Source organism: Sulfitobacter sp. EhC04, assembly GCF_001650875.1.
Lineage (GTDB): Bacteria > Pseudomonadota > Alphaproteobacteria > Rhodobacterales > Rhodobacteraceae > Sulfitobacter.
In genome coordinates this window covers 78,878-92,380 of the sequence record NZ_LXYI01000025.1, presented here as the reverse complement: position 1 = coordinate 92,380, position 13,503 = coordinate 78,878, and the positions used below count along the sequence as shown (strand labels likewise).

12 protein-coding genes and 1 tRNA gene are annotated in these 13,503 nt (G+C 63.3%); 8 read left to right on the top strand and 5 right to left on the bottom strand.

Going from position 1 to position 13,503, the window contains the following annotated elements; all coding sequences use genetic code 11:
* A partial coding sequence (locus tag A8B82_RS12705) for a phospholipase effector Tle1 domain-containing protein (RefSeq protein WP_138069756.1) occupies nt 1–361 on the top strand: 361 nt, incomplete at its 5' end.
* Nucleotides 362–780: 419 nt separating this feature from the next.
* On the opposite strand, the gene metF is transcribed toward A8B82_RS12705, so the two are convergent.
* Nucleotides 781–1,647, bottom strand: coding sequence for a methylenetetrahydrofolate reductase [NAD(P)H] (gene metF / locus A8B82_RS12700; protein ID WP_067292898.1), 867 nt, complete (start codon nt 1,645–1,647; stop codon nt 781–783).
* A gap of 97 nt (nt 1,648–1,744) precedes the next feature.
* On the opposite strand from metF, the gene A8B82_RS12695 reads away from it, so the two are divergent.
* Nucleotides 1,745–2,650, top strand: a complete 906-nt coding sequence (locus tag A8B82_RS12695) for a LysR family transcriptional regulator (protein WP_067292895.1) — start codon at nt 1,745–1,747, stop codon at nt 2,648–2,650.
* A 54-nt stretch (nt 2,651–2,704) separates the two neighbouring features.
* Here the strand turns inward: A8B82_RS12695 and A8B82_RS12690 are convergent, their stop codons facing one another.
* Nucleotides 2,705–3,745: an NADP-dependent oxidoreductase gene (locus A8B82_RS12690; RefSeq protein WP_067292892.1), complete on the bottom strand. Its 1,041-nt coding sequence runs from the start codon at nt 3,743–3,745 to the stop codon at nt 2,705–2,707.
* 151 nt (nt 3,746–3,896) lie between these two features.
* On the opposite strand from A8B82_RS12690, the gene A8B82_RS12685 reads away from it, so the two are divergent.
* Nucleotides 3,897–4,682, top strand: coding sequence for an inositol monophosphatase family protein (locus A8B82_RS12685; protein ID WP_067292889.1), 786 nt, complete (start codon nt 3,897–3,899; stop codon nt 4,680–4,682).
* Nucleotides 4,683–4,694: 12 nt separating this feature from the next.
* Here A8B82_RS12685 and A8B82_RS12680 read toward each other — a convergent pair whose 3' ends face one another.
* Both A8B82_RS12680 and A8B82_RS12675 read right to left on the bottom strand, forming a co-directional pair.
* Nucleotides 4,695–5,075, bottom strand: a complete 381-nt coding sequence (locus A8B82_RS12680; RefSeq protein ID WP_067292886.1) for a GFA family protein — start codon at nt 5,073–5,075, stop codon at nt 4,695–4,697.
* Entirely contained in the window at nt 5,072–5,815 is a 744-nt protein-coding gene (locus A8B82_RS12675) for a rhomboid family intramembrane serine protease (protein WP_067292942.1), read from the bottom strand. Before A8B82_RS12675 ends, A8B82_RS12680 begins: the two co-directional genes overlap by 4 nt.
* A gap of 71 nt (nt 5,816–5,886) precedes the next feature.
* Here A8B82_RS12675 and A8B82_RS12670 point away from each other — a divergent pair, with 71 nt between their 5' ends.
* The gene (locus A8B82_RS12670; RefSeq protein ID WP_067292883.1) at nt 5,887–6,531 is read left to right on the top strand and encodes a hypothetical protein; all 645 of its coding nucleotides are present in this window, start codon (nt 5,887–5,889) and stop codon (nt 6,529–6,531) included.
* Between the two features lie 6 nt (nt 6,532–6,537).
* Here A8B82_RS12670 and putA read toward each other — a convergent pair whose 3' ends face one another.
* Nucleotides 6,538–9,960: a bifunctional proline dehydrogenase/L-glutamate gamma-semialdehyde dehydrogenase PutA gene (putA, locus tag A8B82_RS12665; protein WP_067292939.1), complete on the bottom strand. Its 3,423-nt coding sequence runs from the start codon at nt 9,958–9,960 to the stop codon at nt 6,538–6,540.
* Between the two features lie 108 nt (nt 9,961–10,068).
* On the opposite strand from putA, the gene A8B82_RS12660 reads away from it, so the two are divergent.
* The 4 genes from A8B82_RS12660 to A8B82_RS12645 all read left to right on the top strand — a co-directional run bounded on the left by A8B82_RS12660 (nt 10,069) and on the right by A8B82_RS12645 (nt 13,482).
* On the top strand, nt 10,069–10,545 hold the full coding sequence (locus A8B82_RS12660; protein ID WP_067292882.1) for an Lrp/AsnC ligand binding domain-containing protein: 477 nt from the start codon (nt 10,069–10,071) through the stop codon (nt 10,543–10,545).
* A gap of 36 nt (nt 10,546–10,581) precedes the next feature.
* The gene (locus tag A8B82_RS12655) at nt 10,582–11,130 is read left to right on the top strand and encodes a tetratricopeptide repeat protein (RefSeq protein WP_328586501.1); all 549 of its coding nucleotides are present in this window, start codon (nt 10,582–10,584) and stop codon (nt 11,128–11,130) included.
* A 40-nt stretch (nt 11,131–11,170) separates the two neighbouring features.
* A tRNA-Leu gene (locus A8B82_RS12650) sits at nt 11,171–11,257 on the top strand.
* A 455-nt stretch (nt 11,258–11,712) separates the two neighbouring features.
* Nucleotides 11,713–13,482: an autotransporter assembly complex protein TamA gene (locus tag A8B82_RS12645; RefSeq protein WP_067292934.1), complete on the top strand. Its 1,770-nt coding sequence runs from the start codon at nt 11,713–11,715 to the stop codon at nt 13,480–13,482.
* Nucleotides 13,483–13,503 lie beyond the last annotated feature (21 nt).

Below are 13,503 nucleotides of genomic sequence, written 5' to 3'. Positions count from 1 at the left end.
GTTTTCTGGCCGGGTCGAGCAGGGCTGGTTCCCCGGCACGCATGGCGACGTGGGCGGGCATCTGGGCGGGTTTGAGGCGGCGCGCCCTCTGGCCAATATCCCGCTGGTCTGGATGCTGTCAAAGCTTGAGGCGCGGGGGCTGCCGCTGCCCCAGGGGTGGCGGGACGGATTTGTCCAAGACCCGCTTGCCCCGTCGCAGGGGACATTCCGGGGGTACGGCAAGCTGTTGGTGACCCGCAGGCGGCGCAGGATCGGGCTGGACCCGTCGGAACGGCTGCACGAAACTGTTTTCAGCAGGGCAGAGGCGTTGGGAATCAGGCTTGGCCATCATGCAGGCCCTTATGTGCAAAGCACTTCATAGCCAGGAGCGGTGGCGGATTTTTCGAAAAATCCGGCCCGGAAAATTCGAATTTTCCGGCGTTTGAGGCGGGGGTCAGTGATCTTCATCACGATGCAGGTTGTTGGCCCGGTGGCATGGAGCTTGCCATCCACGCCCCTCCCTGATCTCGTCATGTGCGGCCCCGGTGGGTCAACCGACATGATCAATGATGCCGGTGCAATCAATCTGCAATCCCAGGGCGATGCCGCGCAGGATACTCACCGTGTCGTCCAATGTGGCAAACCCGATCCCGCCAGGCCTGCATGAACTGAAGCCCCGAGAGTTTCAGGACTTCTTGCTGGCTCAGCAGGTCATCGGGGCTGTTGGCTCGCTTGGGCATGAAAAATCTCCGGCAGGGCCTGCCGGAGAGGGTTGCGGGCCAACGGGACCGGGCGCAAATGTTACGCGACGTCTTCCAGAGTGACCTGCGGCGTGACGCCGAGTGCGCGACAGACATCGCGGGTCAGATCGGCGCGGTTCAGGGTGTAGAAATGCAGGTTCTCGACGCCCTCGTCGACCAGGTCGCTGCACATCTCGGTGCACAGCGTTGTCGACAGCAGGCTTGTCCGGTCATCCCGTTCCGCCTTGGCAAAGGCATCGTCGAGCCAGGCCGGAACCGGCGTGCCGCAGCGTCCGGCAAAATTGCGTGCTGATTTCCAGTTCACGATGGGCAGGATGCCGGGGGTGATCAGCTTGTCGATGCCCGCCTTGGCGCAGGCATCGCGGAACCGCAGGAATGTCTCGGCCTCAAAGAAGAATTGTGTCATCGCCTCTGTCGCACCGGCATCGAACTTGCGCTTGAGCCATTCGATGTTGGCCTCCTGGCTGGCTGATTCGGGGTGCGGGTCGGGATAGGCCCCGACACGGATGTTGAACTTGCCGGTTTCGGCCAGCGCCGTGATCAACTCGCAGCTGTCCTGGAAACCTTCGGGGTGGGGGGTAAAGGTGCTGGCCCCGTCGGCAGGGTCGCCGCGCAGCGCCACGATGTCTGTCACACCGATCTTGGCAAAGCTGTCGGCCACGTCCATGGTTTCGGCCTTGCTGGCCCCGACGCAGGTCAGATGCGCCGCAACCGGCAGGCCGGATGTCCGGCGCAACACATGGGCCGCGTCATGGGTCAGGTCACGGGTTGTGCCACCCGCGCCATAGGTCACCGAGAAAAAGCGCGGTGCCAGGGGTGCCAGCGCCTGCGCGGCGTCCCACAGCTTGAAAGCCGCATCCACCGTGCGCGGTGGAAAGACTTCGAAAGAGACTTTGGGCGTCGCCATGGCGGTATCCTTTGAATAACGTGTTAAAGCCTTGTTTCATGAATATTGATGTGAGACAAATTCATAACTTTCATCTTCAACATGAGTTTCGCCTCACATGCATATCGAATTCCGTCATCTGCGCACCATTCAGGCCATCCACGAAGCAGGTGGCCTGGCCCGAGCGGCCGAGATGATGAACATCACCCAATCGGCCCTGTCGCATCAGGTAAAGGGGCTGGAGGATCAGGCCGGGGTGGAGCTTTTCGTGCGCCGGTCAAAGCCCTTGAAACTGTCGCCTGCGGGCCAACGGCTGCTCAAGCTCGCGCAACAGGTTCTGCCGCAGGTGCAGGCGCTGCAGGACGAATTCTCGGGCCTGCGCGCGGGCAGCACGGGCCGCATGCACATCGCCATCGAATGCCATGCCTGTTTCGAATGGCTGTTCCCGGTGCTGGAGCAGTTCCGCCGCAGCTTTGTGGATGTGGATGTGGACATCCGTCCGGGTCTCGCCTTTGACGCGCTGCCTGCGTTGTTGCGCGAAGAGGTCGATCTGGTCGTCTCCTCCGACCCCGAAGACCTGCCGGGTGTCGAGTTTGTGGAACTGTTTGATTACAAGGCGGTCTTTGTCGCGGCCAGCACCCATCCATTGGCCAGCAAACCCTTTGTCGAGGCGGCGGATTTCCGCAATGAAACCCTGATTACCTATCCGGTCGAACGGTCCCGGCTGGATGTGTTCAGCCAATTGCTGATCCCGGCCAAGGTGGAGCCTGTCGCGATCCGGCAGGTGGAACTGACCGCCGTTATCCTGCTGCTGGTTGCATCGAACCGAGGCGTGGCCGTGCTGCCCGACTGGGTGGTGCGGGAAGTGAAATACAGCTCCGACTATGTCACCCGGCCTCTGACAAAGGACGGGATCACCCGCAGGCTCTACGCTGCGGTGCGCACGGATGATCTGGACAAACCCTACATGAAAAAGCTGCTAGGCCTCGCGGGCGAAGAAGCGCGCAAGCTGCAGTCCGCCTGAGGCGGCAACCGCGCCGAAAGTCGAAGGTGGGCGGCTCGCCCACCTTCGCCCGGATCAACCCACCTTCACGATCGTCTTGCCGGTGTTGCCGCCCCTCAGCATGTCCATGAAGGCCTGCGGCGCGTTTTTCAGCCCTTCGGTGATGTCTTCCTCGTATTTCACTCGGCCATCCGCGACCATGGGTGCGACCTCTTTCAGGAATTCGCCGTAGCGGTCCCAGTGGTTCGCGATGATGAAGCCGGTGACAGTCAGGTGGTTCACCAGAAGTGTGCGCCACAGCTTTGGCCCGGTCAGGCCCTGGCTGCTGGCACCGTCACCCAGCCCGCCCGCATTGTACCACGCGATCATGCCGCACAGCGGGATGCGCCCAAAGCGGTTCATCTGGGGCAGGGTGGCCTCAAGCACCGGGCCGCCCACGTTCTCGAAATAGACATCGACACCGTCGGGCGCGGCCTCTTTCAGCGCGTCGCGCAGGTCAGATACCTTGTCAAAGGCCCGGTGATCGACGCAGGCGTCAAAGCCGAATGTTTCGGTCGCCAACCTGCACTTGTCGGGGCCGCCCGCGACACCGACGGCGCGCAGGCCCTTTGCCTTGGCCAGTTGGCCGACCATCGACCCCACCGGCCCGGTTGCGGCGGCAACCAGCAGGGTTTCACCCGCTTTTGGCTTGCCGATCTCGTTCAGCCCGTACCAGCCGGTAAAGCCCGGCATGCCCAGCACGCCAAGTGCGGTGGTGATCGGTGCCAGATCCGGGTTCAGCTTGCGGCACATGCTGGCGTCGGCAACGGCATGGCTGGCCCAGCCGAACGGGCCGAACACCGCGTCACCTTCCGCAAAGCCTTCAGCGTTGGAGGCGATCACATGGCCGACGCTGCCGCCCTCCATCTTTCCGCCCAGCGGGACGGGTGCGGCATAGGATTTGGCATCGTCCATCCGGCCACGCATGTAAGGGTCGAGCGACATGAAGGCCACCTTGACCAGGATCTCGCCCGCGCCCGGTGATGGCATATCGGATGTTTCCAGCCGGAAATTGTCGGGGCTGGGGGCACCGTCGGGGCGGCTTGCCAGAACGATTTGCTGCATTTGTGAACTCATGGGTCCCTCCCTTTTCATGCTGCCCTTACCCTCTGGCATTCAACCGCAAAGGCAAGGGTGATCACACGTCACGGTTTCGGGGCGATCTGCCCCTTGGCATTCCGTCGCCTGACGCATATACGCAGCGCCTGATCCATCTAAGGGGCACAACATGGTTGGCAGTGCGAATCTCAACATCATGATCAAGGCGGCGCGCAAGGCGGGGCGTGGGCTGATCAAGGACTTCCGCGAAGTTGAGAACCTGCAGGTTTCCGTGAAGGGCGCGGGCGATTTCGTCAGCCGTGCCGACCTGAATGCGGAAAAGATCCTCAAGGACGAACTGATGGGCGCGCGCCCGACCTATGGCTGGCTGGCCGAAGAGGGCGGCGAGGAAGCAGGGCAAGACCCGACCCGTCGCTGGATTGTCGATCCGCTGGATGGCACCACCAATTTCCTGCACGGTCTGCCGCATTGGGCGGTGTCCATCGGGCTGGAACACAAGGGTCAGATCGTCGCCGGGGTGGTTTTTGACCCCGCCAAGGACGAAATGTTCTTTGCCGAAAAAGGTGCCGGTGCCTGGATGAACGAAAGCCGCCTGCGGGTTTCGGGGCGCAGCCGCATGATCGAAAGCATCTTTGCGACCGGTTTGCCGTTTGGCGGTCGCTCGGATCTGCCTGCAACCCTCAAGGATCTTGGCCGGTTGATGCCCGTCTGCGCAGGTGTTCGGCGTTGGGGCTCGGCGGCGCTGGATCTCGCCTATGTGGCCGCCGGGCGCTATGACGGCTTCTGGGAACGCCGTCTGAACGCCTGGGACCTCGCGGCAGGGATGCTGATCGTCAAGGAAGCGGGCGGGTTGGTTGAACCGCTCAACCCTGCGGGCGATGTGTTGGAGAACGGCGAAATCATCTGCGCCAACGAGGCAATTTTCAGCAATTTTGCCAAGGTCATCCGCGGCTGATCTTGCCGACTGTCAGCGGCGGTCCGAGGGGTGGTTTACGCCATCCGTCCATGTGACAGGCTCGTGTTCCCAGGTTTTGACCCCTTTGATACAGCCCAGGTTCACGCCACATTGCGCGGGGTCTGACCGCCGCTGGTGGTACATGTAGATGCCGCAGGTCTTGCAGAAATAATGTTTCGCGGTCCCGGTGTTCCAGGTGTAGAGCGTCAGGTTCTCCGCGCCTTCTGTCACCTTGACCGAAGCCGTTGTGGCGGTCACCGCCGCCGCCTGTCTGCGCGCGCAGAACGAACAGGTGCAGCGCGCCGTATCCGCCAGCCCGCCGGGCAGATGCGCCTCAAGCTGGACCGCGCCGCAATGGCAGGAGGCGGTGATATCCGTCGGTGCCGTGCTCACTGTCGCTTGATCCTGGGAATGCGGCTGCGGACCACCGGATAGGTCGCAGCAGGATGCGGCGGTTGGCCATGGGTCCGGGACCAGAAGCGGAACGCCCCCCGGCGCAGCCACAGCGGCACGGTCAGCGCGAGCCCCGCGATGAACCCGCCCGCATGTGCCCAATAGGCCACGCCGCCGGTTTCGGGCGTCGCCCCCATGCCGCCGATGAACTGCATCGCGAACCACAGGATCAGGATGATCCAGGCCGGGATCGGAAAGATGCGGAAGAACACGATAAATATGATCAGGATGTCGATCTTGGCCTTGGGGAACAGCAGCAGGTAGCCGCCCATCACGCCTGCGATGGCACCCGACGCGCCCACCATCGGCACACAGGAGCCGGGTTCAAACAGCACCTGCGCCAGACCGGCGGCGATGCCGCAGCCAAGATAGAACAGCAGAAAGGGGATATGGCCCATCTCGTCCTCGACATTGTCGCCATAGATCCATAGAAACAGCATGTTACCGGCCAGATGCATCCAGCCTGCATGCAGGAACATGGAGGTGAACAGCCCGCTCAGGCCACCGCCCCCCGTGACCTGCGCCGGGATCAGCGCGTAGCTTGAGAAAAACAGGTTGATCTCGCGCGGGTCCGACAGGAGCGGCACATAGCTGAGGAAGATCCCGATGTTCAGGATCATCAGCGCGTAGGTCACATATGGTGTGCGCCCGGAAGGGTTATGATCACGGATCGGAAACATGGGCGCACAATTTGCGATTGCGCTGGCAGGGTCAAGTGGTGTTGCCTGCCGCAAAAAGAAAGACACCCGCGATGAAGATCACCTGCCTGCATACCGCCGATGTCCATATCGCGACTTTTGACGCCTTGTTCGCTGAGGCAGGGTTTGACGGCACCGTCGACCACATTGTCAGGACAGACCTTTTGGCACGGGCGCGCGATCAGGGGGCAGAGGCGGCGCGCGCCGATCTGCGGCAGGCTATCGCTGCGCTTGGTGATGCGGATGCGGTCCTGTGCAGCTGCTCGACCCTGGGTCCGCTTATTGACGACATGGCGCAGGCCGACCCACGCCTGTTGCGCATCGACCGGCCACTGATGGAGCGTGCCGCAAGGGCAGGTGGCAAGGTGTTGGTGGTGCTTTGCCTTGAAAGCACCCGCCGGGCGACATCTGACCTGTTGAACCGCGTGGCGGCAGAGGCGGGCCGGGATGTGCAGCAGGAACTGCTGCTATGTGCCGAGGTCTGGCCGCTTTTCGAGGCCGGGCAGGCCTCGGCGTTTTCCAGTGCAATTGCAGCGCGTGTCAGACAGGCGCTGGCGGATTCCCCCGACACAAGCGCGGTGGTCCTTGCGCAGGCCTCCATGATGGGGGCTGCGGATCATCTGGCTGACATCACGGTGCCTGTGCTGTCGTCACCGCAACTGGCGGTGGACCGGGCAATGGAAATCGCCCGGTCCTGAATCCTCTCAGGTCGCCGCACCCAGAAGCTGCGCGTTGCCGCCCGATGCGGTGGTGTCCACACAGACGTGACGCTCGGCGCGCACGCGGGCAGGGTCGGGCAGGCCGGGGATCATCGGCGTGATCGGCCCCTTGCGTTTCGACAAGGACTGTTCGATGGCGCGACCCGTCTCGGCATCGCCCCACCACAGGACACCACCATAACCGGGACCGTCTGTCAGCGTCGCCGGGTCGATCCCGCCGCTGGCCTGCACGGCAACGCCGCCCAGAGCTTCGACCGCGCGGGCCTGTGCCGCCGCCACCTCCGCACCCGGCCCCATGCACAGCAACGCAGGCCGGGGCAGGGTGGACAGGCGATTGGATTCGCCTGTTGGCCCCGGCATCGACAGGGTCTCGATCGGTTTATAGGCTCCATGTGGCGGCAGGGCGGGCAGTTTGCCTTGCGGCTTGTCCCATGTGCCATCGCGCTGTTGCACATCCGGGGCGCTGAAGCGGGGCATGTAATTCGGCCCGCCCGCCTTTGGCCCGGTGCCGGAAAGCCCTTCGCCACCGAAGGGCTGACTGCCGACAATCGCGCCGATCTGGTTGCGGTTGACATAGATGTTGCCCGCTTCGATCCGCTCTGACACATGCTGCACGCGGTCGTCGATGCGGGTGTGCAGGCCAAAGGTCAGCCCGTAGCCGGTGGCGTTGATCGCGTCGATCACCTTGTCCAGCGCCCCGCTCTTGAAGGTCGCCAGATGCAGGACCGGGCCGAAGATCTCGCGCTCCAGATCGGCAATGCCCTTCACACTGATGATCGTGGGGGCGATGTAAGTGCCTCCCTTGGGCACGTTAAGCTCTGCAATGACGCGCCCATCGGTCCGCGCAGCGGCGATGTGGTCTGCAATCCCCTTGCGCGCGGCCTCGTCAATGACGGGGCCAACATCGGTGGACAGGTGCCAGGGGTCACCCATGTTCAGCGCCTGCATCGCGCCGACCAGCATCTTGGTGAATTCCTCGGCAATGTCTTCCTGCACGTAAAGGCACCGCAGCGCCGAACAGCGCTGGCCCGCCGATTGAAACGCACTTTCCACGATGGCTTGCACGGCCTGTTCGGGCAGGGCCGTGCTGTCCACGATCATTGCGTTCAACCCGCCGGTTTCCGCGATCAGCGGGGTGCCGGGGGCGCAGTGTTCGGCCATATTGGCGCGGATGCGCATCGCGGTGGCGGTAGACCCGGTGAAGGCCACGCCGTTCACCCGCGCATCACCGGTCAGGGCCGCGCCCACATCGCCACCACCGGGCAGCAGTTGCAGGGCGGTGTCAGGCACCCCGGCCCGGTGCAGCAGTTGCACGATCAGATGCGCGATGAGCGGTGTCTGCTCTGCCGGTTTGGCCAGGACCCCGTTGCCCGCCGCCAGCGCCGCCGCGATCTGCCCGGTAAAGATCGCCATCGGGAAGTTCCAGGGCGAAATGCAGGTGAAGATGCCCGCAGGCGGTTCGTTCATCGCCTGTCCCGCGTAGTAATAGAGAAAATCGACCCCCTCGCGCAGTTCCGCCACGCAATCGGGCAGGCCCTTGCCCGCCTCGCGGGCCAGCAGCGCAAAGATTTCGCCGTAGTTTTCCTCGGTCAGATCGGCGGCTTTCATCAGCACCCGGCGGCGTTCGTCCAGTGGGGCGTCCCAGGGGGCAGCCTTGTCCAGCGCTGTCGCCACATCGGCCTTTGACGCATGGCGCACCGTGCCGGGTGATCCATCGGGCAGGGCCGGATTAGTTACTGCAACGGCTTCTTCCGGCGCGGGTTTGCCCGCGATCAGGGGGGCGGCCTCCCAGCGCTTGGACAGGAAGGGCGCGCGGGCGTCCTCCACCTCGGTCAGGGTCTGGGCATGCGACAAATCAAAGCCACGCGCGTTCCGGCGCTGTGGCAGAAACACCTCGGGCCCTTTGGGGATGGCCACGTTGGTTTGGCCCAGCTGTGCAAACGGGTCGGCGGCCACGACCTCCGGCGGCACGTCCTCATCCACGATCTGGTTCACGAAGCTTGAGTTCGCCCCGTTTTCCAGCAGCCGCCGCACCAGATAGGCCAGCAGATCGCGGTGCGCGCCCACGGGCGCATAGATGCGACAGCGGGTCTTGTGCTTGTCCATCACCAGCGTGTGCAGCGTCTCGCCCATGCCATGCAGGCGCTGGAACTCGAACGCCTCCCTGTCGTCGGCCATATGCAGTACGGCCGCCACCGTATGCGCGTTATGGGTGGCGAACTGCGGATAGATGCGGTCGGTCATCCCCAGCAGTTTGCGCGCGTTGGCGATATAGCTGACATCGGTCGCGGCCTTTTGCGTGAAGACCGGGAAGCCATCGACGCCATCCACCTGGGCGCGCTTGATCTCGGTGTCCCAATAGGCACCCTTCACCAGGCGCACCATGATCTTGCGGTCATACTTCTGCGCCATCTCGTAAAGCGCGTCGATCACCGTGCCTGCACGCGGGCCAAAGGCCTGTACCACAATACCGAACCCGTCCCAGCCCGCCAGCGCGGGCTCCGACATCACACGCTCGATCACCTCCAGCGACAGGGCGAGGCGGTCGGCCTCTTCCGCGTCCACGTTCAGGCCCATACCGGCGGATTTCGCCAACAGCGCCAGCGCGCGCAGGCGCGGCACCAGCTCGTTCATCACAGAGGCGTCCTGCGCGACTTCGTAGCGCGGGTGCAACGCTGACAGCTTGACCGAAATGCCGGGGTTCTTGCGAATATCCTCATCGGTGCAGGCGGTCGCGATGGCCGAAATCGCGCGGGAATAGCTCAGGTGATAGCGTTTCGCGTCCCGCTCTGTCCGCGCGGCCTCGCCCAGCATGTCATAGGAATAGGTAAAGCCCTTCTTCTCCATCCCCGAGGCGCGTTTCATGGCAGCTTCGATGTCTTCGCCCAGCACGAACTGGCGGCCCATTTCCTTCATCGCGCGGGAAACGGCAGTGCGGATCACCGGTTCGCCCAGCCGTTTGATCGCGGCGCGCAGGTGGCGCACCGGGCCGGGCTGATCATCGTCCAGCACACGGCCCGTCAGCATCAGCGCCCAGGTGGAGGCATTGACCAGCGATGAGGTGGAATGACCCATGTGACGGCCCCAGTTGCTGGGCGCAATCTTGTCCTCGATCAGCGCGTCTATGGTATCGGCATCCGGCACCCGCAGCAGCGCCTCGGCCAGACACATCAGCGCCACGCCTTCATCGGTGGAGAGGCCATATTCGGCCAAAAACACCTCCATCAGGCCGGGGGCGGTGGTGCTGCGAATGTCGCGGACCAGCCCTGCGGCATCCGTGCTGATGGCAGCGCGCGCCTCGCCGCTCAGTTGGGCGGTGTCGATCAACCCGTCCAGAACGGCCTGAGGGTTGGCATACATGCCAGCGTCGATGCGGTGGCGCAGTGAGGGGGCATTCTGAGCAGTCATGACATTCTCCATCAGATCATCTGCCAAGTATATCGTATCCTTGCAGGGTCTTTTGACTTATAATCGGGTTTCCACGATGCGATTTGCGGAAAATGAGGGGGACGTAAAGTGAAAAGTGACACATTCGAACTGGATCGTTTCGACAGATCGATTCTCGCAGTCCTGGCCGAGGATGGCCGGATCAGCATCACCGACCTGGCCAGGCGCATCGGCCTGTCCAAATCACCGACCCAGGCCCGCCTGCGCCGGATGGAGGAAACCGGTGTGATCATCGGGTATCGCGCGTTGCTCGACCCGATCCGTCTGGGCCTTGATCACGTGGCCTTTGTCGAGGTGCGGCTCAACGACACCCGCGAGGCGGCGCTGCGCGCCTTCAACGCGGCGGTGGCCAAGGTTCCCGAGATCGAGCAGGCCCATATGATCGCAAGCCATTTCGATTACCTGCTCAAGGTGCGCACGCCTGACATGTCCGCCTATCGCAAGTTCCTTGGAGAGACGATATCAAGCCTGCCGCATGTGTCAAACACATCGACCTATGTCGCCATGGAAGCGGTAAAAGAGACGATGCTGGCGGATGGTGCTTGACGCGGGGGCAATCTGAACCATTCTTACATCATGCGCATGTTGATCCTTGCACTGGCCCTGTCACCCGCGATCGGCTTCGCGGAGTGTCCCGCACCGCCCGATGTGCGGTCCGAGATGCTGAACCTCATCGCCAGGTCCCAGGCCGCCCAGACCTATAACGACGGCCGCCGCGCGTCGGCTGAGATGTGGGAAGTCTGGCTGCGCGCCCCCGACGAGGCGGCACAGGAGGTGCTGGACGCCGGGTTGCGGCGGCGCGATTCCTATGATTTCGCCGGGGCGCTGGCGGAGTTCGACAGGTTGGCGGAATATTGCCCTGACTATGCCGAAGGCTTCAACCAGCGTGCCTATATCCATTTTCTTCAGGAGGATTATGAAGCTGCACTTGTCGACCTGGACATTGCGCTGGACCTGCAACCCTTGCACATCGCCGCGCAATCGGGCCGTGCGCTGACCCTGATGAATCTGGGCCGCATCGACGAGGCCCGCGCGCAACTGACCGAAGCGGTGGAAAACAACCCCTGGCTGTCGGAGGCTGCTTTGCTGGCCGAAGGCGCACCACTTGGCCCCAAGGGCCGCGACATCTGACCATTTACACCCCGCCATCAGCGGCTATGGTGCGGCGCAAGCGGGCGTGATGGAATGGTAGACATACCAGACTTAAAATCTGTTGGGGCGTAGCCCCGTGTGGGTTCGAGTCCCACCGCCCGCACCAACTTTTGTTGTGCTACCGCGCGGAGCGCTACTTGAGCACAGGTTTGGTTCGAGGTTTGCCCTCTCACCCGCACCACTTCTGTCTTCAGAGACTGTGACTGTCGGCAGCGGGGCACTGCAGGGGCGTGATGATCGGTCAAAGCTTCCGGGGCTCGGGTTCGATGTCGGCATTTTCCACCCATGAACAGCGCGGCACCTGCCGCCGCTGATGGGCGGGAACCCGCCCATTTATCTCGCGATCATCACGAATTCGGGGGGACCACCAGATAATGGGGTTCATAGGCCATCAAACACCAGAGTCGGATTGCAGGCAGGGCGGAAATATCGCTTAATCGACCTAAGTGTCCGAAAAGGACGAGCCGTGGCAATCACGGTGATGTGGTGTGAGTAGGGGGCGTTGGCGTGGCGCGATTCAAGGCAATTTTTTCGGACAATCGCAGGAAGGCTGCCGGGCTCTTGGCGCTTTCGCTTGCCGTGACGGCACAGATCGGCGCGACGGCAGACCTGAAAATCACCGGCATCCCGGCGGGGACCGATCTTTATGAGACACTGGCCGGTGGGTCGCTGCTGGTCGAGCAGACGGCGGAAGACGCCAATCCCAGTTCGCAAGAGGTGGTCGCGGCAGCGCAGGCGGACTACCAAAGGCTGCTGGCGGTGCTTTATGACAACGGCTATTTCGGTCCGGTGATCAAGATCACGCTGGACGGGGTCGATGCGGTGAACATCCCGCCGGTGAACCCACCGGGGCAGATCAACCAGGCGGTGATTGCAATTGATCCCGGCCCCCAGTTTCGTTTCGGGCAGACCCGGATCGCGCCCATTACACCCGGCACCGAATTGCCCGAGGGATTTGCCACCGGCCAGACCGCCAGTCTGGGAGTGTTGAAAAGCACGGTTTCCGCCGGGATCGACGGGTGGCGCGACCAAGGCCATGCCAAGGCCGAACTGGCCAGTCAGGACCTAACCGCCCGGCACGCAGAGCGGACCATCAACGCCGACCTGCGCCTGGCCCCCGGCCCGCGCCTGCGGTTCGGCCCCCTGATCGTCGAGGGCAATCAGGACGTGCGGACCCAGCGCATCATCGACATTGCGGGCCTGCCGGAAGGCAAGGTCTTTTCGCCCCAGGACCTGCGACTGGCCCGCGAGCGGCTGCGGCGCACCGGTGCCTTCAACGCCGTGGCCCTGCAGGAGGCCGACGTGATCGGCCCCGGCGACACGCTGCCGATTACTGCCCTGATCACCGAAGCCCCCAAGCGGCGCTTTGGTTTCGGGGCGGAACTGTCCTCGCTCGAAGGGCTGACCGTTTCGACCTACTGGATGCATCGCAACCTGCTGGGCGGCGCGGAGCGGCTGCGGCTGGAGGCCGAAGCGGGCGGGATCGGCGGAAACTCGGGCGGCGAGGATTATCGCCTGTCTGCGCGTTTCGACCGCCCCGCGACCTTCAACGAAGACACCAATTTCTATGCGCTGACCACGCTGGAGCAACTCGACGAAGTGAACTTCTTTTCCCGGCAGTTCGACGTTGAGGCAGGGTTCACCCGCATTGCCAGCGAAAACCGGACGTACCGTCTGGGGCTTGGCCTGCGCCGGGCCGAGACGCGTGATGCTTTCGGCACCAATCGCTATAGCCTGCTGACCCTGCCACTGGGCATCGAGTTCGACTATCGCGACAAGGAGCTTGACGCCAAAGAGGGCTATTTCATCAACGCGTCAGTCACGCCGTTCCTTGCGCTCAGCGGGGCGGATGACGGTCTGCGCACCTATGTCGACGCGCGCTATTACAAGACCTTCGGACAGGCGCGCCCGGTCACCTTTGCCCTGCGCGGGCAGCTTGGGTCGGTCTATGGGCCGGACCTGTCCGTGGCACCTGCCGATTACCTGTTTTATTCCGGCGGCGGGGGAACGGTCAGGGGGCAACCCTATCAATCGCTGGGCGTTGACCTGGGCGGCGGGCAGACCGTTGGCGGGCGATCATTTGTCGGCTTTTCCGCCGAGGCGCGGGTCAAGGTGACCGATGCCATCGGGATCGTCGGTTTTGCCGATGCGGGCTACATCGGGTCCGAGGAATTCTATGACGGCTCGGGCCGATGGCAATCGGGTGCGGGTCTCGGGCTGCGCTATGATACCGGCATCGGCCCGATCCGACTGGACCTTGCCGTGCCAACCTCCGGGCCGGAAACGGGGGAGAACTTTCAGGTCTATATCGGTATAGGGCAGGCGTTCTGATGCGGGTTCTGGTTTCATTTC

Coding starts and splice junctions, on each gene's coding strand:
- metF (WP_067292898.1), bottom strand. CDS start 1,647: ATGGCGACGCCCAAAGTCTCTTTCGAAGTCTTTCCACCGCGCACGGTG.
- A8B82_RS12685 (WP_067292889.1), top strand. CDS start 3,897: ATGGTTGGCAGTGCGAATCTCAACATCATGATCAAGGCGGCGCGCAAG.
- A8B82_RS12690 (WP_067292892.1), bottom strand. CDS start 3,745: ATGAGTTCACAAATGCAGCAAATCGTTCTGGCAAGCCGCCCCGACGGT.
- A8B82_RS12670 (WP_067292883.1), top strand. CDS start 5,887: ATGAAGATCACCTGCCTGCATACCGCCGATGTCCATATCGCGACTTTT.
- A8B82_RS12675 (WP_067292942.1), bottom strand. CDS start 5,815: ATGTTTCCGATCCGTGATCATAACCCTTCCGGGCGCACACCATATGTG.
- putA (WP_067292939.1), bottom strand. CDS start 9,960: ATGACTGCTCAGAATGCCCCCTCACTGCGCCACCGCATCGACGCTGGC.
- A8B82_RS12695 (WP_067292895.1), top strand. CDS start 1,745: ATGCATATCGAATTCCGTCATCTGCGCACCATTCAGGCCATCCACGAA.
- A8B82_RS12655 (WP_328586501.1), top strand. CDS start 10,582: ATGTTGATCCTTGCACTGGCCCTGTCACCCGCGATCGGCTTCGCGGAG.